The sequence below is a fragment of the Pseudarthrobacter sp. NIBRBAC000502772 genome (assembly GCF_006517235.1).
GTDB lineage: Bacteria > Actinomycetota > Actinomycetes > Actinomycetales > Micrococcaceae > Arthrobacter.
In genome coordinates this window covers 1751018-1767486 of sequence record NZ_CP041188.1, presented here as the reverse complement: position 1 = coordinate 1767486, position 16469 = coordinate 1751018, and the positions used below count along the sequence as shown (strand labels likewise).

General features: G+C 64.3%; 18 protein-coding genes. 6 read left to right on the top strand and 12 right to left on the bottom strand.

Annotated elements, in window-relative coordinates:
* Positions 1–137 precede the first annotated feature (137 nt).
* The 6 genes from NIBR502772_RS08325 to NIBR502772_RS08300 all read right to left on the bottom strand — a co-directional run bounded on the left by NIBR502772_RS08325 (position 138) and on the right by NIBR502772_RS08300 (position 6074).
* Positions 138–1208 (bottom strand): BMP family protein, encoded by a 1071-nt coding sequence (locus tag NIBR502772_RS08325; protein ID WP_141141994.1) that lies wholly within the window; start codon positions 1206–1208, stop codon positions 138–140.
* A gap of 334 nt (positions 1209–1542) precedes the next feature.
* Positions 1543–2565, bottom strand: coding sequence for an NADP-dependent oxidoreductase (locus NIBR502772_RS08320; RefSeq protein WP_141139836.1), 1023 nt, complete (start codon positions 2563–2565; stop codon positions 1543–1545).
* Positions 2562–2993: an organic hydroperoxide resistance protein gene (locus NIBR502772_RS08315; protein WP_141139835.1), complete on the bottom strand. Its 432-nt coding sequence runs from the start codon at positions 2991–2993 to the stop codon at positions 2562–2564. Before NIBR502772_RS08315 ends, NIBR502772_RS08320 begins: the two co-directional genes overlap by 4 nt.
* Positions 2994–3038: 45 nt before the next feature.
* A complete protein-coding gene (locus NIBR502772_RS08310) occupies positions 3039–3473 on the bottom strand; it encodes a MarR family winged helix-turn-helix transcriptional regulator (protein ID WP_141139834.1) in 435 nt (144 codons plus the stop codon).
* Between the two features lie 180 nt (positions 3474–3653).
* Positions 3654–4853, bottom strand: a complete 1200-nt coding sequence (locus NIBR502772_RS08305) for an amidohydrolase (RefSeq protein ID WP_141139833.1) — start codon at positions 4851–4853, stop codon at positions 3654–3656.
* An 87-nt stretch (positions 4854–4940) separates the two neighbouring features.
* Positions 4941–6074 carry a mannose-1-phosphate guanylyltransferase gene (locus NIBR502772_RS08300; RefSeq protein ID WP_104060961.1) on the bottom strand — a complete coding sequence of 378 codons (1134 nt, stop codon included), beginning with the start codon at positions 6072–6074 and terminating at the stop codon, positions 4941–4943.
* A 301-nt stretch (positions 6075–6375) separates the two neighbouring features.
* Here NIBR502772_RS08300 and sdhC point away from each other — a divergent pair, with 301 nt between their 5' ends.
* From sdhC to NIBR502772_RS08275, 5 genes are all read left to right on the top strand, one after another.
* Positions 6376–6711, top strand: a complete 336-nt coding sequence (sdhC, locus tag NIBR502772_RS08295; RefSeq protein WP_056347392.1) for a succinate dehydrogenase, cytochrome b556 subunit — start codon at positions 6376–6378, stop codon at positions 6709–6711.
* A gap of 3 nt (positions 6712–6714) precedes the next feature.
* Positions 6715–7176 carry a succinate dehydrogenase hydrophobic membrane anchor subunit gene (locus NIBR502772_RS08290; protein WP_141139832.1) on the top strand — a complete coding sequence of 154 codons (462 nt, stop codon included), beginning with the start codon at positions 6715–6717 and terminating at the stop codon, positions 7174–7176.
* A 104-nt stretch (positions 7177–7280) separates the two neighbouring features.
* Positions 7281–9089 carry a succinate dehydrogenase flavoprotein subunit gene (gene sdhA / locus NIBR502772_RS08285; protein ID WP_141139831.1) on the top strand — a complete coding sequence of 603 codons (1809 nt, stop codon included), beginning with the start codon at positions 7281–7283 and terminating at the stop codon, positions 9087–9089.
* A 1-nt stretch (position 9090) separates the two neighbouring features.
* Complete coding sequence (locus NIBR502772_RS08280; protein WP_058929685.1) at positions 9091–9873, top strand: succinate dehydrogenase iron-sulfur subunit; 783 nt, start codon at positions 9091–9093, stop codon at positions 9871–9873.
* 94 nt (positions 9874–9967) lie between these two features.
* Positions 9968–10738, top strand: a complete 771-nt coding sequence (locus tag NIBR502772_RS08275) for a S9 family peptidase (RefSeq protein ID WP_141139830.1) — start codon at positions 9968–9970, stop codon at positions 10736–10738.
* Here NIBR502772_RS08275 and NIBR502772_RS08270 read toward each other — a convergent pair.
* Genes NIBR502772_RS08270 through NIBR502772_RS08250 form a run of 5 tightly spaced genes read right to left on the bottom strand, consistent with a single transcriptional unit; the run spans position 10695 to position 14887 of the window.
* The gene (locus NIBR502772_RS08270; RefSeq protein WP_141141993.1) at positions 10695–11777 is read right to left on the bottom strand and encodes a YihY/virulence factor BrkB family protein; all 1083 of its coding nucleotides are present in this window, start codon (positions 11775–11777) and stop codon (positions 10695–10697) included. The genes NIBR502772_RS08275 and NIBR502772_RS08270 overlap by 44 nt on opposite strands.
* A gap of 37 nt (positions 11778–11814) precedes the next feature.
* Positions 11815–12411, bottom strand: a complete 597-nt coding sequence (locus tag NIBR502772_RS08265; protein ID WP_246848738.1) for a 2'-5' RNA ligase family protein — start codon at positions 12409–12411, stop codon at positions 11815–11817.
* A gap of 4 nt (positions 12412–12415) precedes the next feature.
* A complete protein-coding gene (gene trpS / locus NIBR502772_RS08260; protein ID WP_141139828.1) occupies positions 12416–13459 on the bottom strand; it encodes a tryptophan--tRNA ligase in 1044 nt (347 codons plus the stop codon).
* Between the two features lie 20 nt (positions 13460–13479).
* Positions 13480–14313, bottom strand: a complete 834-nt coding sequence (locus tag NIBR502772_RS08255) for an exodeoxyribonuclease III (protein WP_141139827.1) — start codon at positions 14311–14313, stop codon at positions 13480–13482.
* Between the two features lie 10 nt (positions 14314–14323).
* The gene (locus NIBR502772_RS08250) at positions 14324–14887 is read right to left on the bottom strand and encodes a hypothetical protein (protein WP_141139826.1); all 564 of its coding nucleotides are present in this window, start codon (positions 14885–14887) and stop codon (positions 14324–14326) included.
* Between the two features lie 154 nt (positions 14888–15041).
* On the opposite strand from NIBR502772_RS08250, the gene NIBR502772_RS08245 reads away from it, so the two are divergent.
* Positions 15042–15482, top strand: coding sequence for a CHRD domain-containing protein (locus tag NIBR502772_RS08245; RefSeq protein ID WP_141139825.1), 441 nt, complete (start codon positions 15042–15044; stop codon positions 15480–15482).
* Positions 15483–15573: 91 nt separating this feature from the next.
* On the opposite strand, the gene NIBR502772_RS08240 is transcribed toward NIBR502772_RS08245, so the two are convergent.
* On the bottom strand, positions 15574–16467 hold the full coding sequence (locus NIBR502772_RS08240) for a bifunctional methylenetetrahydrofolate dehydrogenase/methenyltetrahydrofolate cyclohydrolase (protein WP_141141992.1): 894 nt from the start codon (positions 16465–16467) through the stop codon (positions 15574–15576).
* Positions 16468–16469 lie beyond the last annotated feature (2 nt).

The window sequence follows — 16469 nt, the reverse complement described above, 5'->3', positions numbered from 1 at the left end:
GACGGGATAAGTGGCTGCAGCACCAGCCTAGTGCGTGCAGTCCTGCGTGGGCGGTCTCGCCGACGCGGAATTCCAACGAAAAGCGCCACCACCCGGCCAGTCGATGACCATCCGGGGGTGGCGCTTAGCGAGGATGACTAAGCCTTGGGGCTTGCCGCAGATACGACCTTCAGCTTGCCGTCGATGATGTCCTTCTTGAGCTGGTCCAGCTCGGACTTCAGGTCGGACGGGACCTGCCCGTCGAAGCTGTGGAAAGGTGCCAGCTGGACGCCGTCGTTCGCCAAGGTGCCGACGTATGGCGTGTTGGTGAACTTGCCTTCCTTGTCGTCCTTGACCACGGTTTCAACGGCTTCGCCCATGAGCTTCATGACCGAGGAAAGCATGATGTCCTTGTATTCGGGTGCGGTCAGGAATCCGTCGGAGTCAACCCAGATCATCTTGACGTCCTTGCCGGCCGCTTTCGCCTCCATCAGGGCTGCTCCGGCTCCCTTGCCTACCGGACCGGCGACGGGCATCACAATGTCCGCGCCCTGGTCAAGGAAGTTTTGGGTGAGCTGCTTGCCCTTGTCCTGCTTTTCAAAGTCGCCCGTGAAGCTGCCATCCTGGGCCGTCTTGTCCCAGCCAAGGACCTTGACGTCCTTGCCCTTCTGCTCGTTGTGGTACTTGACGCCGTCGGCAAACCCATCCATGAAAATGGTCACGGTGGGAATCTCCCTGCCGCCGAATGTGGCCACACTTCCTGTCTTGGTGGTGCCTGCTGCCAGGTAACCGGCCAGGAAGGCTGCCTGGGCGGTGTCGTAGATGATCGGCTTGACGTTACTGATGGGCGGGTCGTAGCCGAAGTCGATGATGGCAAAGTGGCGGTCCGGGTTGTCCGTAGCCTGCTTCTTGGTGGCATCACCCAGCAGGAAGCCGACGGTCAGGGTGAGATCGCAGTTGGCGGCAACCATGGCGCGGAGGTTTGGCTCGAAGTCGTTGTTGGTCTTGGACTCGACCTGGTTGACCTTGATGCCCAGGTCTGTCTCGGCCTTCTTCAGTCCCTCGTAGGAGGACTGGTTGAACGACTGGTCATCGAATCCGCCGGAGTCCGAGACGATGCAGCCGGTGTAGTCGCTCGCTGTTGCGGTGGCGGTGCCTCCAGCGTCAGGTGCCGCGCCGCAGCCGGTCAGCAGGAGTGCTGTGGCACCCACTGAGGCCATGCCTGCCATTGAACCGCGCTTGAACTTAGCGCGCAGTGTGTTCTTCAAATTTCCTCCAGGGAGAGAGTGGCGCTACGACTCGAATTCAATGAGTGTCCGTTTCTACACTGAAATTCTGTTTTCACTGAGGGCTTCGCAGCACTGCGCCGAAGCGCCTGATACAAGCAACATTAGTGGGCTGCAACACATCCGCTACCACATTGGCGCCGGATCCCGAAGATTGTTGAGAATTTGTTACCAACCAGTAGAAGTCGTCTTGGCTGCGCCCCTCCTTTAAGCGCGAACGGACACTTGGGGCCCGCCCGGGAGGGGCCCCAAGTGTCTGTTTGCGCTGGTGGGGAGCTTAGAGGCGCACCAGCATCTTGCCGGTGTTCGCGCCGTCGAGCAGATCCATGAAGGCCTGGGGAGCATTCTCCAGTCCGTCCACCACGGTCTCGTCATACCGGACTGAACCTTCCGCCAGCCAGGCTGACATCTTGCCGAAGAATTCAGCGCTGTGCTGGCGCTGTCCGCTGACCAGGAACCCCCGCAGGGTGAGCTGCTTGCCGATGGCAAGGGCGAGGTTCCGCGGCGCCGGCGTGGGTTCGGTGGAGTTGTACTGGGCTATCGCGCCGCACATGGCCACACGGCCGCCCACATTCAGGACCGCCAGGGCAGCCTCCAGATGATCGCCGCCCACGTTGTCGAAGTACACGTCAATACCTGCTGGTCCTGCGGCTTGGACAAGCTGTTCCCGCACCGGCCCGTCGTTGTAGTTGAACGCCGCGTCGAAGCCCAGTTCCAGGAGCCGGGCCACCTTCTCCGCGGTTCCCGCGCTGCCGATGACCCTGGAAGCGCCCATCGCCTTAGCGATCTGGCCCACAAGAGAGCCCACGGCACCCGCCGCACCTGACACGAACACGGCATCGCCGGGCTTGAACTCCGCCACTTTGAGCAGGCCGGCGTACGCCGTCAGGCCGGTCATGCCCAGCGCACCAAGGAACGCCGACGCCGGCGCAAGGTCCGTGCGGGCAACCGAGGTTGCGTCTGCGTCCAGGACCGCGAATTCCCGCCAGCCCAGTTGATGGACGACGGCGTCCCCCACCTTCCGCCCCTCGGCCCTGGACGCGATGACCTCACCGATGGCGCCGCCGTCGAGCGCTGCATCCAGGGCGAAAGGAGCCGAGTACGACTTGACGTCGTTCATGCGGCCGCGCATATAGGGGTCCACGGAAATGTAGCGGTTGCGGACCAGGATCTGGCCATCCTGAAGCTCCGGCAGTTGTGACTCTGCCAGCCGGAAGTTTTCGGGAACGGGACGCCCTACCGGGCGTGAAGCCAGGCGGATTTCCCGGGTGGATGTTGGAAGTGCCGTTGTCACGCTCATGCTGCGAACTCCAGGATCTTGATGTCCACCGTCATGTTTCCGCGGGTGGCGTTGGAGTATGGGCAGATCTGATGCGCTTGGGCCACCAGGGACTCGGCCGTGGCGAGATCCAGGGCCGGAACCGCGATTTCCAGTTCAGCGGCGAGGCCGTAGCCCACGCCGTCGGTCAGTGCGCCAAAGTGGATCTTGGCCGCCACGGCTGAATCGGTCAGGTCTGCGCGCTCCTTGCGCCCCACGAGGCGGAGCGCCGAGTGGAAGCATGCCGCGTAACCGGCGGCAAAAAGCTGCTCCGGATTGGTTCCCTGGCCATCACCGCCCAGCTCCACGGGGCTGGCAAGACTGACATCCAGCTTGCCGTCGTTTGTGCGTGCGTTGCCGTCGCGGCCTTCGCCGGAAGCCAGGGCCTCGGCAGTGTAGAGAGTCTTCATAGGTGGTCCGTCCTGTTGGATGTGGATAACGGAAATCTTGGGCGCTTAGTGCGCGCGGTGAAGGGCTTCGGTGAGCCTTTCAAGAGTGGTGCGAAGCTGTTCCAGCTCATCGGCTGACAACCCGGCGGCGTCCGCAAGGTGCCGTGGAATCCCGCCGGCCTTGCTGCTGAGCGAGCGTCCAGCCGGCGTCAGGTGGACTGCAACACGGCGCTCATCTTCCCCGGACCGGCGGCGCTCCACGAGCCCCATGGCCTCAAGCCGCTTGAGCAGCGGCGACAGTGTGCCGGAGTCAAGGCCCAGTTCCTCGCCGAGCTCCTTGACGCCCTTCGGCTCCGATTCCCAAAGGACCAGCATCACCAGATACTGCGGGTACGTCAGGCCGAGGTCCTCCAAGACGGGGCGGTAGACCGCTGTTGCCGCGCGGGACGCGGAGTACAGCGCAAAACACACCTGGCGGTCGAGGCGGGGGGCTTCAGTCATACCTAAGACGGTAGTCCACAATTCAATTGTGCACAACTTACCTCGCCAAAGGGACGCGCGAACGAGCAGATAACACCCTAAAAACCGGGAGTTGAGGGTGTTATCTGCCAGTTCGCGCGGGAGGGCGAGGGCTTAAGCGTCCGTTCGCGCCAGGGGGTTGGGTAGCTTAGGGCGCGGGGGCTAGAGGTCGCGGATGGTCCGGAGGGCCGCTGCCGTGAGGACCTGGATACCCAGGCCCAGGGCGCGTTCGTCCAGGATGTAGTCACCGCGGTGCAGGTCGTACTCTTCGCCGCCGGGGGTCTTGGTGCCCAGGCGCATCATGGCGCCGGGACGTTCAGCCAGGAACCAGGCGAAGTCTTCGCCGCCCATGGACTGCGGTGTAAGCACCACTGCGCCCTCGCCGATTTCCGCGCGAGCCGCGGCCTCGATCAGTGCGGTCTCGTGCTCCGAGTTGACCACCGGCGGCACTCCCCTGGTGTGCTCCAGGCGTACTTCGACACCGTAGGGCGCGGCGACCTGATGCACCACTTCGTCCAGGATCTCGCCGGCGTCCTTCCAGGCATCGCGGTCCAGGCAGCGCATGGTCCCGGCCATGAAGCCCGTGCCGGGAATGGCGTTCGGCGCCGATCCGGCGGAGATATGGCCCCACACCACGGACACCCCGCTGCGCACGTCAACGCGGCGGGACAGCACAGCCGGAACATTCACTGCGATCTGTGCCAGGACGAACACGAGGTCCTCCGTCAGGTGCGGACGGGAGGTATGGCCGCCGCGGCCGCTCAGCTCGATCCTGATGGTGTCCGAGGCGGAAGTGATGGCGCCGATGCGCGTACCGATGCGTCCGACGTCGATCCTTGGATCGCAGTGCAGCGCCAGGATGCGGGGCACACCCTCCAGGACACCCTGCTCGATGCAGGACAGCGCACCGCCGGGCATGGTCTCCTCCGCCGGCTGGAAGATGATCCGGACAGTGCCGGCAAGGGGGGCTTCCAGGTGCATGCGCTGGAGGACCAACGCCACGCCCAGCATGGCGGCGGTGTGGACGTCGTGGCCGCAGGCATGCGTGACGCCATGGTTCTTCGAGGCAAACGGCAGCCCCGTTTCCTCGATGATGGGCAGGGCGTCAATGTCGCCCCGGAGCGCTGTGGCGATGGGACCCTCGCCGATGTCGACGGTGAGGCCGGTGCCTTCAAGCCGCCGCGGAGCCAGTCCGACGGCTTCGAGCCGCTCCACAAGCTTGTCTGTGGTGCGGAATTCCTTGAAGGAAAGCTCGGGGTGCGCGTGCAGATCCCGGCGGAAGTCGATCAGCTCCGGCAGGAGGGGTTCCAACCATGGCCGCACTAATGCGGTGGGCTCGGCTTCAGTAGTGTAATTACGCACTCATTTACTCTAGCGAGCGTCCAAGGAATAGCGTCATCAGGGCGGGCGCGTTACAGATTGTGCCGCGCCTGGACACTCCCGACCGGGTTACAGAACGTCGGTGTCGCCACTGGCCTTGAGCGCGTCAACGGCTCCCTTGACCCGCTGCGCGTGCTGCTTGGTGGTCACCAGGAGGGCATCGCCCGTGTCAACGATGACCACATCTTTGATGCCGATCAGGGCGATCACGCGCTTCGTGTCCGAAACCACCACACCGCTGGCGTTTTCAGTGAAAACCCGGGCGCCTTCACCGATAACGGTGACGTCATCGACTTCCCGCGCACTGTTGAGCCGGCCCACCGAAGCAAAGTCCCCGACGTCGTCCCATCCGAAGGTGCCCGGCACAACGGCGACATCGCCGGCAGCGGCGGCGGGCTCCGCCACCGCATAGTCAATGGCGATCTTGGGCAACGTGGGCCAGACGCGGGCTGTGACGACATCACGTTCGGGAGTGTCCCAAGCCTGGGCGATCTCCTGCAGGCCCTTGAAGAGCTCCGGCTGGTTGGCCTCAAGGTGCCTCAGCATCAGGGCAACGGGAGCCACGAACATTCCTGCGTTCCAGACATACTCACCGCTGTCCACATACTGCTGGGCAACTTCCTCGTCCGGCTTCTCCACGAACTCCACCACGGCCTGGGCGCTGGGGGCACCTTCGATGTTGAGTGCCTCGCCGGCGCGGATGTAACCGAAGCCGGTGGACGGGTGGGTCGGCTTGATGCCGATGGTTACGATCTTGCCGGCGGCGGCCGTGTGGATGGCCTCGCGGACGGCCTGCTGGAACAGGTGGTCAGGACTGATGACCTGGTCAGCGGCGAAGGAACCCATGATGGTGTCCGGGTCACGCTGGTACAGGATGGCGGCAGCCAGGCCGATGGCGGCGCCGGAATCCTTGGGCTCACTCTCCAGGACCAGGTCCGACTCCTGGACCTCGGGCAGCTGGCGGCATACGGCGGCCCGGTGTGCAGTGCCGGTCACCACGAGGACACGCCTGCCGGCCAGCGGCTCGAGGCGGTCGTAGGTGGCGCGCAGCAAAGTGCTGCCGGACCCGGTGAGGTCATGGAGGAATTTGGGAGCTGCTGCCCGTGACAGGGGCCAGAGGCGGGTCCCCACTCCGCCTGCCGGAATGACCGCAATAAAGCGGTTCAGGGGTGAATCCGGGCTTGTCACTTTGTCTGTACTCATCACGGCTACTTTAGCTGACGAGCCGTGAACTGCCCTTTCAGAACCCTCCGCCAACCCCCGCGGGCGCGCCATGGTGTGGTGTTCGTCTCATCTGCAGGCAAAACGCAGGCATTGCGGGGTCACCAAGGAGTTCCTAAATTGAATAAGCTGTGAGCGAAGCCTAGATTTAGGCCTGAGCTACGAGTTGCTCTCGCAGCAGGCGTTCCCCCCGCGTGGATCTCATGCCAGCGCCGCTGTGTTGCAGGGAGGTTTATCAGTGCCGACAAAACCAGCTGGCACCTTGTACCGCGGCCGTGAAGGCATGTGGTCCTGGGTAGGACACCGGATTACCGGTGTAGTGATCTTTTTCTTCTTGTTGGTCCATGTGCTGGACACCTCATTGGTGCGTGTGTCCCCGGAGGCCTACACGGCTGTTATCGGTGCCTACAAGAACCCCCTTATGGCCCTGGGTGAAACGGGCCTGGTTGCCGCGATTGTCTTCCACGCCTTTAACGGCCTGCGGATCATCGCCGTCGACTTCTGGAAGAAGGGCGCCAAATACCAGCGCCAGATGCTGTGGACCGTCCTGGCCCTGTGGGTAGTGGTTATGGTCGGCTTCTCCATCCGCCACCTTTCCCTCGCACTCGGAGGTCACTGAGCCATGACTGCAACGATCGACAGCCCACGCAGTGGGAAAATCTCCCCCCAGTACCGCCGCACCGGCGCAAGCCGGGGCAACTTCGAAATGTTCGCCTGGCTGTTCATGCGCCTTTCCGGCGTAGTGCTGGTGGTGCTCATCTTCGGGCACCTCTTCGTGAACCTCCTGGTGGGCGAAGGCATCCACGCCATCGACTTCGGCTTCGTCGCCGGCAAGTGGGCTGACCCGTTCTGGCAGGTCTGGGACCTCGCCATGCTGTGGCTGGCCATGCTGCACGGCACCAACGGCGTACGCACCATCATCAACGACTACGCCGAGAAGGACTCCACCCGACTCTGGCTCAAGATCGTCCTCTACGCGGCCACCACCGTGATCATCGTCCTTGGCACCCTGGTGATCTTCACCTTCAACCCGTGCCCCGTGGTTGACGGCGTTCCGCTGCCCGGCGGCTTCTGCCCCGCGTAGCCAGATCATCCGCTGCCCGCGGTGAGCCGCAGGCTGTATTTTGCGGTGCAGGCAACGCCCGCCCGTTGTTTTATAGCGAATTTTGAGAGAAAGAGCGCCCAAGTATGCAGGTCCATAAGTACGACGTCGTCATCGTCGGTGCCGGTGGCGCTGGCATGCGCGCCGCGATCGAGTCCGGTCAGCGCGCGCGAACAGCAGTACTGACCAAGCTCTACCCCACCCGCTCGCACACCGGTGCGGCGCAGGGTGGCATGTGTGCGGCCCTTGCCAATGTCGAAGAAGACAACTGGGAATGGCACACCTTTGACACCATTAAGGGCGGCGACTACCTGGTTGACCAGGACGCCGCCGAGGTCATGGCGAAGGAAGCCATCGACGCCGTGCTGGACCTGGAAAAGATGGGCCTGCCGTTCAACCGCACGCCCGAAGGCCGGATCGACCAGCGCCGCTTCGGTGGCCACACCCGCGACCACGGTAAGGCGCCCGTCCGCCGTGCCTGCTACGCAGCTGACCGCACCGGCCACATGATCCTGCAGACGCTGTACCAAAACTGCGTCAAGCACAACGTCGAGTTCTACAACGAGTACTACGTCCTTGACCTCCTGACGGTCGAGGAAGACGCTGTCCGCGAGGACGGCACGCCGTACAAGCAGAAGCGTGTTGCCGGCGTCGTGTCCTATGACCTCGCCTCCGGTGAGCTGCACGTGTTCCAGGCCAAGTCCGTGATCTTCGCTACCGGCGGCGCCGGCAAGGTATTCAAGACCACGTCCAACGCCCACACCCTGACCGGCGACGGCATGGGCATCGCGTTCCGCAAGGGCATTCCGCTGGAGGACATGGAGTTCTTCCAGTTCCACCCGACAGGCCTCGCCGGCCTGGGCATCCTGCTCTCCGAAGCCGCCCGCGGCGAGGGCGCCATCCTGCGTAACTCCGAGGGTGAGCGCTTTATGGAGCGCTACGCCCCCACCATCAAGGACCTTGCCCCGCGTGACATCGTGGCCCGCTCCATGGCCAACGAAGTCCGTGAAGGCCGCGGCTGCGGTCCGAACAAGGACTACGTCCTCCTGGACCTGACCCACCTGGAGCCGGCTCACATCGACGCCAAGCTGCCGGACATCACCGAGTTCGCCCGCACCTACCTGGGCGTGGAACCGTACACGGAACCGGTCCCGGTGTTCCCCACGGCGCACTACGCCATGGGCGGCATCCCCACCAACATCACCACCGAAGTCCTGCAGGACAACGACACCGTGGTCCCGGGCCTTTACGCCGCCGGTGAGGTCGCCTGCGTTTCGGTCCACGGCTCCAACCGCCTGGGCACCAACTCACTGCTGGACATCAACGTGTTCGGCAAGCGCGCCGGCATCGCCGCCGCGGAGTACGCCAAGACCGCTGACTTCGTGGACCTCCCGGAGGACCCGGAGGCTTACACCATCGAGCTGCTGGACATTGCCCGCAACGGCACCGGCGACGAGAAGGTGGCGGTGATCCGCAAGGAACTCCAGGACACCATGGACGCCAACATGCAGGTGTTCCGTACGGCTGACACGCTGAACCAGGTCCTGAGGGACATCGAGTCCTTCGAGGCGCGGTACAAGAAGATCAGCGTCCAGGACAAGGGCAAGCGCTTCAACCTGGACCTGCTCGAGGCCGTTGAGCTGGGCTTCCTGCTGGAACTGGCCAAGGTCATGACCGTGGCGGCCCTGCACCGTGAGGAATCCCGCGGCGGACACTTCCGCGAGGACTTCCCGGAACGCGACGACGAAAAATTCATGAAGCACTCCATGGCGTACAAGGATGACCACGCCCCGGCCGACGGCACCGCGGGGTCCGCGGAAACAACAGCCGGCATCCGTCTGGGCACCAAACCGGTTGTCTTTACCCGCTACGAGCCGATGGTGAGGAAGTACTAAGATGACCGCTGAACTTGCTGAGCCAGCCTCCAAGATCGAACTGCCCGCACACATCGGAGGCGGCGGAGAGATCCCCACGTTCGACGTCACCCTGCGCGTTCGCCGTTACAACCCTGAGGTGTCCGAGGACGCCACCTGGGACGACTTCAAGGTGACCATGTACGGCACCGACCGCGTGCTGGACGCCCTGCACAAGGTCAAGTGGGAAATTGACGGCAGCGTTTCGTTCCGCCGTTCCTGCGCCCACGGCGTCTGCGGTTCCGATGCCATGCGCATCAACGGCCGCAACCGCCTCGCCTGCAAGACCCTCCTGAAGGACTTGGACACCACCAAGCCCATCACCGTTGAGCCCATCAAGGGCCTGCCGGTGGAGAAGGACCTGATTGTGGACATGGAGCCGTTCTTCCAGTCCTTCCGCGAAGTCATGCCGTTCCTGATCAACAAGGGCCACGAGCCCACCAAGGAACGCCTGCAGTCCGCCGAGGACCGTGAGCGCTTCGACGACACCACCAAGTGCATCCTCTGCGCGGCGTGCACGTCCTCCTGCCCGGTGTTCTGGACCGACGGGCAGTACTTCGGCCCGGCCGCGATCGTCAACGCCCACCGCTTCATCTTCGATTCCCGTGATGATGCCGGCGACATGCGCCTGGAGATCCTGAACGACAAGGAAGGCGTGTGGCGTTGCCGCACCACCTTCAACTGCTCCGAAGCATGCCCCCGCGGCATCCAGGTGACCCAGGCGATCGCCGAGGTCAAGCAGGCAATTCTCTCCCGTAAGATCTAATTCAGGTTCTTGCTTACGACGGCGTCACCCACCTTAGGTGGGATGGGCGCCGTCGTTGTTTAACACCTGACGCCACGAACGAAAGCAGCACGCGATGTCCCGCTCCGAAAAAGTCAGCTTCGAAGGATCCACCGGCGAGCTCCTGTCCGGCATCATCGACGTCCCGGAGGGGCCGGTACGGGGCTGGGGTGTCTTCTCGCACGGCTTCACGCTGGGCAAGGACAGCCCCGCGGCGTCCCGCATGTGCAAGGCCCTGGCTGACACCGGCATCGGGATGCTCCGTTTCGATAACCTGGGGCTGGGCGAGTCCGCCGGCTATTGGTCGGAGGGCTCCTTCAGCCACAAAGTGGCTGACACCGTTGTGGCCGCCGAGTTCATGCGCAACCAAGGGAGGGCTATCTCGCTGCTGGTGGGCCACTCGTTCGGTGGCGCGGCGGTGCTTTCGGCCGCCCGCCAGATCCCGGAGCTCGACGCCGTCGCAACAGTGGCCGCCCCGTTCTCACCCAAGCACGTGGCCCACGTCTTTGACGCCGCACTGGACAAGATCCTCAGCGAGGGCAGCGCCGAAGTGGACCTCGGCGGGAAACGCGTGGAGATCCGGAAGCACTTTGTGGAGGACCTGGAGAACGCGGACCTCACGGACTGCATCCGGCAGCTGCACAGGCCTCTGATGGTCCTCCACTCCCCCACGGACAACACTGTGGGCATCGAGAACGCCAGCACCATCTTCCAGACGGCGCGCCATCCGCGGAACTTCGTCTCACTCGAAGGCAGCGACCACCTGCTGACCGGCAAGGGCCAGGCAGCCCGGGCCGCCAGGATTATTTCTGCCTGGGCCGACCAGTACCTCGACGCCGGGAAGTAACTGCCGGGCTGCCCTGGTGCCCGGCGCCGGGGCCCTTTCCGTCGCTGTGGCCCTCCACGGGTACTTTGCCGGGCTGGACCTGCCGGGAGCCCCACAGGGCTTTGTCCTGGCCTGCGGGTGCGCTCCTGAGGTCCTCTTCACGGATGGTGGACCAGCCGGCGGACACGAGGTAGACCTGACTGACCAGGTTGAACCAGATCAGCAGGCCGATGATGATGGCAAACGGCGCCAGGATGGGGTTCCGTCCCGCACCGGCCAGCAGTTCAGTGCTGAAGACCTGAAGGACGGTGGTGCCCACCGCGGCAAGGATGGTCCCCTCCAGGAGTGCCCGCCGGGAGAGCTTGAGCCCACCGACCAGCCGGAACATGATGACGGCGGTGACCCAGTTGAGCGTCAGCGGCACACCGATCTTGATCACGGTGGTCAGCGGACCTGCCACCGCCGGATCCAGCTGCAGGAAGTCGGTGACCCAGCCGGCCGCCGTGCCGAACACCAGGGACGCTCCGGCGCTGATCACCAGGGCCACTCCCAGGAGCAGCAGGGTGCCAGCGTCGCGCAGTTTGAGGACAATCGGGTTGATCTTCAGGGGCGGCAACCGCACCACACCGCGCAGGCCGTCGCGGAGTCCGGCGATCCAGCCCAGGGACGTGATGACCGTAACCACGGCGGCGATCACGGCGGTCCAGCCGAGGCCGTCCGGGTTCAGGAGGTCATTCGGATCAACCAAGCCTTCTCCCCCGCCCACCTTCAGCAGTCCGGGCGCACTCCGGGCCACGCTGCTGATGATGGTGTCCAGCAGGGCAGGCTGGCCCCGCAACACCAGGCCGGCAACGGAGAAACCCGTGGCCAACAGGCCGGTGATGGAGAAGAACATGTTGAAGCCGATGCCGGCGCTCATCAACGGGCCATGCTGGAGGTTGTAGTGCTGCCACGCGCGCATCGGGCGGAAGGCATTAAGCCTGGCCAGCAGCCACTGGAGCATCGCCAGCGAGCTGGCCACCGGGCCGCCGCCGGACCTTCTGGCTTTGCCCCACTCCATCCGTTTCTGGATGACGGCGAGCTTCAGGCGGGCCTGTTCAGTGGGGAGCGGTGGCGCCGTTTGCGTCGGCGTCCGCGGCGAAGGACCCGCCGTCGTCAGTTTCGGTCCCAAAGTCCAACTCTTCCCGTAGCTGCCAAATGCCGTCGGCATCGTGCTCGTAGAGTCCCATGCTAACCACCGGGAACGTTGCCCGGTAACTTTCAAGCACCGTTTCGGCCTCGTCCAGGCTTTCGGGCGCGACATCGTGGGCGATGGTGACATGCGGGTGGTACGAGAACGGCAACTCGCGTTGCAGCGGGCCGGTCTGGAGTTTTTCGTGGAGCTCCACGCAGGAGTCGAACCCGTCCTCGACGTTGATGTAAACCACCGGGGAGACCGGCCGGAACGTTCCGGTCCCGGCAATGGTGACCATAAACGGGACCTGCCGCCGCGCCACGTCGCGGACGTGCGCCTGGGTAGCTGCCCAGTCCTGGGTGGGCGTGGTGGTGACCAGCGTGATGTGCGCGGGCACCACCCCCGCCATGGGGTCCCCGAAGGAGGCGCGCCACCGTTGAAGTTCCTCGGCGATGGCAGGGGGGAAGCCCAGAATGACGCCTACGCTCATTCCTTCACTGACATTGCTGGCGGCCGACATCGAGCTAGCGGACCCCTGCGAGGCTGAGGGACGGCAGAAAGCCCATGCGCTCATAGACCTGGCCAAGGGTCACTGCGGCGATTTCCCTGGCCCGCTCGGCGCCCTGGGCCAGCAGCCGGTCCAGCTCGGCCGGGTCAGCCATCAGTTCGTTGGTGCGGTTCCGCAGCGGCGTGATGAAGTCCACCATGATCTCCGCAAGGTCCACTTTCAGGTGGCCGTACATCTTGCCCTCGTACTCCGTCTCCAGCTCAGCCACGGACTTTCCGGTGAGCGTGGAGTAGATGGTGAGGAGGTTGGAGATCCCGGGCTTGGCTTCGGGATCGAACCGGACCTCGGATCCGGTGTCAGTGACCGCGGACTTGATGCGCTTCGCGGCGAGCTTGGGGTCTTCCAGGAGCTGGATGGAACCGTGGGGCGACCCGCCTGTCTTCGACATCTTGGCAGTCGGGCTCTGGAGGTCGTAAATCTTGGCGCTGGCCTTGAGGATGGTGGCCTCCGGCACGGTGAACGTGTGGCCGTAGCGGGTGTTGAAGCGCTGGGCCAGGGTCCGGGTGAGCTCCAGGTGCTGCCGCTGGTCCTCGCCCACCGGCACGAGGTCAGTCTGGTACAGCAGGATGTCGGCTGCCATGAGCGTGGGGTATGCAAACAGGCCAAGAGTTGCGGCGTCCGCGCCCGACTTCTGGGTCTTGTCCTTGAACTGTGTCATCCGGGACGCTTCGCCGAAGCCGGTGATGCAGTTCAGGGCCCAGGCCAGCTGGGCGTGCTCGGGGACGTGGGACTGCACAAAGAAGATGCTTTTGTCCGGGTCGATGCCGGCGGCAATGTACTGCGCGGCAACCACCCGGGTGCGCTTGGCGAGCTCGGCGGGATCGAAGTCCACGGTGATGGCGTGAAGGTCCGGGATGAAGAAGACGGCATCATATTCAGCCTGCATGTCCACCCAGTTGCGGACAGCGCCAATATAGTTGCCCAGATGCAGGGAGTCCGCCGTGGGCTTGGCGCCGGAGAGGATGCGTTTCTTGGTCACCGGGGAAGTCGGGCTAGTCATGGGGAAAAAACCTTCGGGGCTTAGAGCCGGTAGTCCACTACCAGCGGGGCATGGTCAGAGAAGCGGGTGTCCCACGAAGGCGCCCGGTCAACCACTGCCGAGAACGCGGCGGCGGCGAGGTCCGGGGTGGCCATGTGGTAGTCGATGCGCCAGCCGGTGTCGTTGTCGAACGCCTGCCCACGCTGTGACCACCAGGTGTAAGGGCCGTCGACGTCGCCCGCCAGGCCACGGTGGACGTCCTTCCAGCCGATGTCCTCGCCGAAGAAGCGGTCAAAATAGGCACGTTCGTCAGGCAGGAAGCCGGCCTTCTTGACGTTGCCCTTCCAGTTCCTGATGTCCCGTTCGGTGTGGCCCACGTTGAGGTCCCCCACCACCAGTGCGTGATCGCTGTGCTTGGACAGTTCCGGCAGCCTGGTGGTCATGACATCCAAAAAGCGGTACTTGTCCACCTGCTTCGGTGTGCCCACTTCACCGGAGTGCACGTAGGCGCTGGCAACGGTCAGCTGCGCGGGGTTCCCCTCGGCGTCGGCCACCCTGAAGTCAGCCTCAACCCAGCGTCCGGCGGTGGCGAAGTAGTCATCGCCGATGCCGTTGCGGGTGTCCAGCGGCTCTTCACGGGACGCAATGGCAACGCCGGCGCGGCCTTTGGCCTCGGCTTCGGCGTGCAGGATGTGCCAGCCATCACCGAGCAGCTGGCGCACAATCGCGTCAGGGGCCCGGACTTCCTGGAGGCAGAGAATGTCCACCTCGCGGGGCTCCAGCCATGCCGCCATACCGTTCTTGTAGGCAGCCCGGAGGCCGTTGACGTTGACTGATGCGATGCGAAGGTGGTCCTTCTTCAATGCCGAGATCACCCGCACTACTCTAGTCGATGATGGTTCCGCTGACCGGGTCGCCGGTGCCGCCGGCAGCGCGGATCATGTCGCGGGCGTTGGTGGCGGTGATCTCGATGGTCTCCAGCGCGCGGCGGATCGTATCCTGATCCGCTGCCTCACCCTTGGCGCGTTCCTTCTCCACTACTTGGATCTGGACCTGGACGATCTTGAAGGAGTGGTCCAGCTTGAGGTCGCGGACTTCGTCCGCTTCGTTCCGCTCGTACACCACCCGGGTGCCGCCGTGGTCGGCTGAAGACGACGACGGCGCACGGCCGGCTGCGCTGTTGAAGGCGTTCTGGGCTTCCGTCAGCTTCGCGCCGGCCTTTTTGGCGGCCTTCTGGATGCTGAACACCACAAAGGCTGCGAGGGCCAGCCAGAAGGCGGCGATGATGGCGACAACCCAGCCCACGACGTCGTTCTGGTTCGCGGCAAAGATCACGGCAACGATGAACGCGATGACAAAGACCATCATTCCCGGACCGCTGATCCGCAGCATGGAGAAGCCGCCCTTGGACCGGCCGGACGGAGATTGAGTGTTACCCAGAGATCGCATGCGTCCATTGTCTCAAACGCAGCAGAGCCCCAGCGCACCTTCCACCCCCGGCGAACACCGGGTCCGGGACGCGCGCTATTGTGCCTGATCAGGGCGCGGCGTAGCGTGAATCGGGCTAGGGGTAGAAGTTCATTCGTCTATCTGAGGACACATCATGAAGAGTCATGCGTTCAGGACAGCCGCGGTGGCCACAGCCATCATCTCCCTTTTGGGGATCACCGCCCCTGCGGAGGCGAAACCGGGCGCCGCTCCCGCCATTCCGCTCAACACCGGCCAGGAAGTCGGTCCGGTTCACACCGGGGCCGGCGGATCCTTCACCTACACCATCGACGATGACGAGCTCTGCTATACGCTGACCGTCCGTGATCTGTCCGCTCCTGCCATGGCGGCACACATCCACCTCGCGTCCCGCAATGTGGCTGGTGGTGTGGTTATTCCGCTTGAGGTGGACAGCGGCACGGACTGGACGATTGATACCTGCACTACGGAAGACTCGGCCGTGCTGGCAGCCATCGAATCCAACCCAGGCGACTACTACGTCAACGTGCATAACGCCGACTTCCCCGGCGGGGAGGTCCGCGGCCAGCTGAAGTAGGTTTCGGTTCCACTCCAAAAAGTCCGACGGCGGCCCGCACCTCAAGTGAAAGATGCGGACCGCCGTCGGGCTTTGCTGTTAAGGAACGAAACTAGGCGATTCCCGCCTGGCGCTCCGCGGTCTCCACCACATTGGCGAGCAGCATGGCGCGGGTCATCGGCCCTACGCCGCCCGGGTTCGGGGAGATCCACGAGGCGACGGCGGCGGCAGCGGGGTCCACGTCTCCGGTGACCACTGCCTTACCGTTGCCGTCGTCAACACGGCTCACGCCGACGTCGAGCACTATTGCGCCCGGCTTCAGGTCCGCCGCCTTGATCATGTGCGGGACTCCCGCGGCGGCGATCACGACGTCGGCCTGGCGGAGTTCGGCGGCCAGGTCCACGGTGCCGGTGTGCGCCAGGATGACCGTGGCGTTGACGTCCTTGCGGGTCAGCAGTAGCCCGACGGGACGCCCGATGGTCACGCCGCGGCCCACCACGAGGACGCGCTTGCCCTTGAGGCTGATGCCGTGCCGGGTGAGGAGCTCCACGCAGCCCTTGGGGGTGCACGGCAGCGGCGAGGTCATGGGTCCGCTGACGTTGGCCACCAGGCGGCCCAGGTTCATTGGGTGCAGGCCGTCGGCGTCCTTATCCGGATCCATGGCCTCCAGGATGACGTCCTGGTTGATGTGCTTGGGCAAGGGAAGCTGCACGATGTAGCCGGTGCATTCCGGGTTGTCGTTCAGCTCGCGGACCACGGCCAGGAGTTCGTCCTGCGTGGTCTCCTCCGGCAGGTCGCGGCGGATGGACGTGATGCCCACCTCCGCGCAGTCCTTATGCTTGCCACCCACGTACCAGGTGCTCCCGGGATCGGAGCCCACCAAAATGGTGCCCAGCCCGGGGACGACGCCCTTGGCCTTGAGTGCGGCCACGCGTACGGTCAGCTCGGCCTTGATGGCAGCGGCGGTAGCCTTGCCGTCAAGAATCTGTGCAGTTCCAGTTTCAATGG

Bases quoted from the DNA above. Each gene is read 5' to 3' on its own strand.
- NIBR502772_RS08325 (WP_141141994.1), bottom strand. From the start codon at position 1,208: ATGGCAGGCATGGCCTCAGTGGGTGCCACAGCACTCCTGCTGACCGGC.
- sdhA (WP_141139831.1), top strand. From the start codon at position 7,281: ATGCAGGTCCATAAGTACGACGTCGTCATCGTCGGTGCCGGTGGCGCT.
- trpS (WP_141139828.1), bottom strand. From the start codon at position 13,459: ATGACTAGCCCGACTTCCCCGGTGACCAAGAAACGCATCCTCTCCGGC.
- NIBR502772_RS08310 (WP_141139834.1), bottom strand. From the start codon at position 3,473: ATGACTGAAGCCCCCCGCCTCGACCGCCAGGTGTGTTTTGCGCTGTAC.
- NIBR502772_RS08265 (WP_246848738.1), bottom strand. From the start codon at position 12,411: ATGTCGGCCGCCAGCAATGTCAGTGAAGGAATGAGCGTAGGCGTCATT.
- NIBR502772_RS08280 (WP_058929685.1), top strand. From the start codon at position 9,091: ATGACCGCTGAACTTGCTGAGCCAGCCTCCAAGATCGAACTGCCCGCA.
- NIBR502772_RS08320 (WP_141139836.1), bottom strand. From the start codon at position 2,565: ATGAGCGTGACAACGGCACTTCCAACATCCACCCGGGAAATCCGCCTG.
- NIBR502772_RS08275 (WP_141139830.1), top strand. From the start codon at position 9,968: ATGTCCCGCTCCGAAAAAGTCAGCTTCGAAGGATCCACCGGCGAGCTC.
- NIBR502772_RS08270 (WP_141141993.1), bottom strand. From the start codon at position 11,777: ATGGAGTGGGGCAAAGCCAGAAGGTCCGGCGGCGGCCCGGTGGCCAGC.
- sdhC (WP_056347392.1), top strand. From the start codon at position 6,376: ATGTGGTCCTGGGTAGGACACCGGATTACCGGTGTAGTGATCTTTTTC.
- NIBR502772_RS08315 (WP_141139835.1), bottom strand. From the start codon at position 2,993: ATGAAGACTCTCTACACTGCCGAGGCCCTGGCTTCCGGCGAAGGCCGC.
- NIBR502772_RS08300 (WP_104060961.1), bottom strand. From the start codon at position 6,074: ATGAGTACAGACAAAGTGACAAGCCCGGATTCACCCCTGAACCGCTTT.
- NIBR502772_RS08290 (WP_141139832.1), top strand. From the start codon at position 6,715: ATGACTGCAACGATCGACAGCCCACGCAGTGGGAAAATCTCCCCCCAG.
- NIBR502772_RS08250 (WP_141139826.1), bottom strand. From the start codon at position 14,887: ATGCGATCTCTGGGTAACACTCAATCTCCGTCCGGCCGGTCCAAGGGC.
- NIBR502772_RS08245 (WP_141139825.1), top strand. From the start codon at position 15,042: ATGAAGAGTCATGCGTTCAGGACAGCCGCGGTGGCCACAGCCATCATC.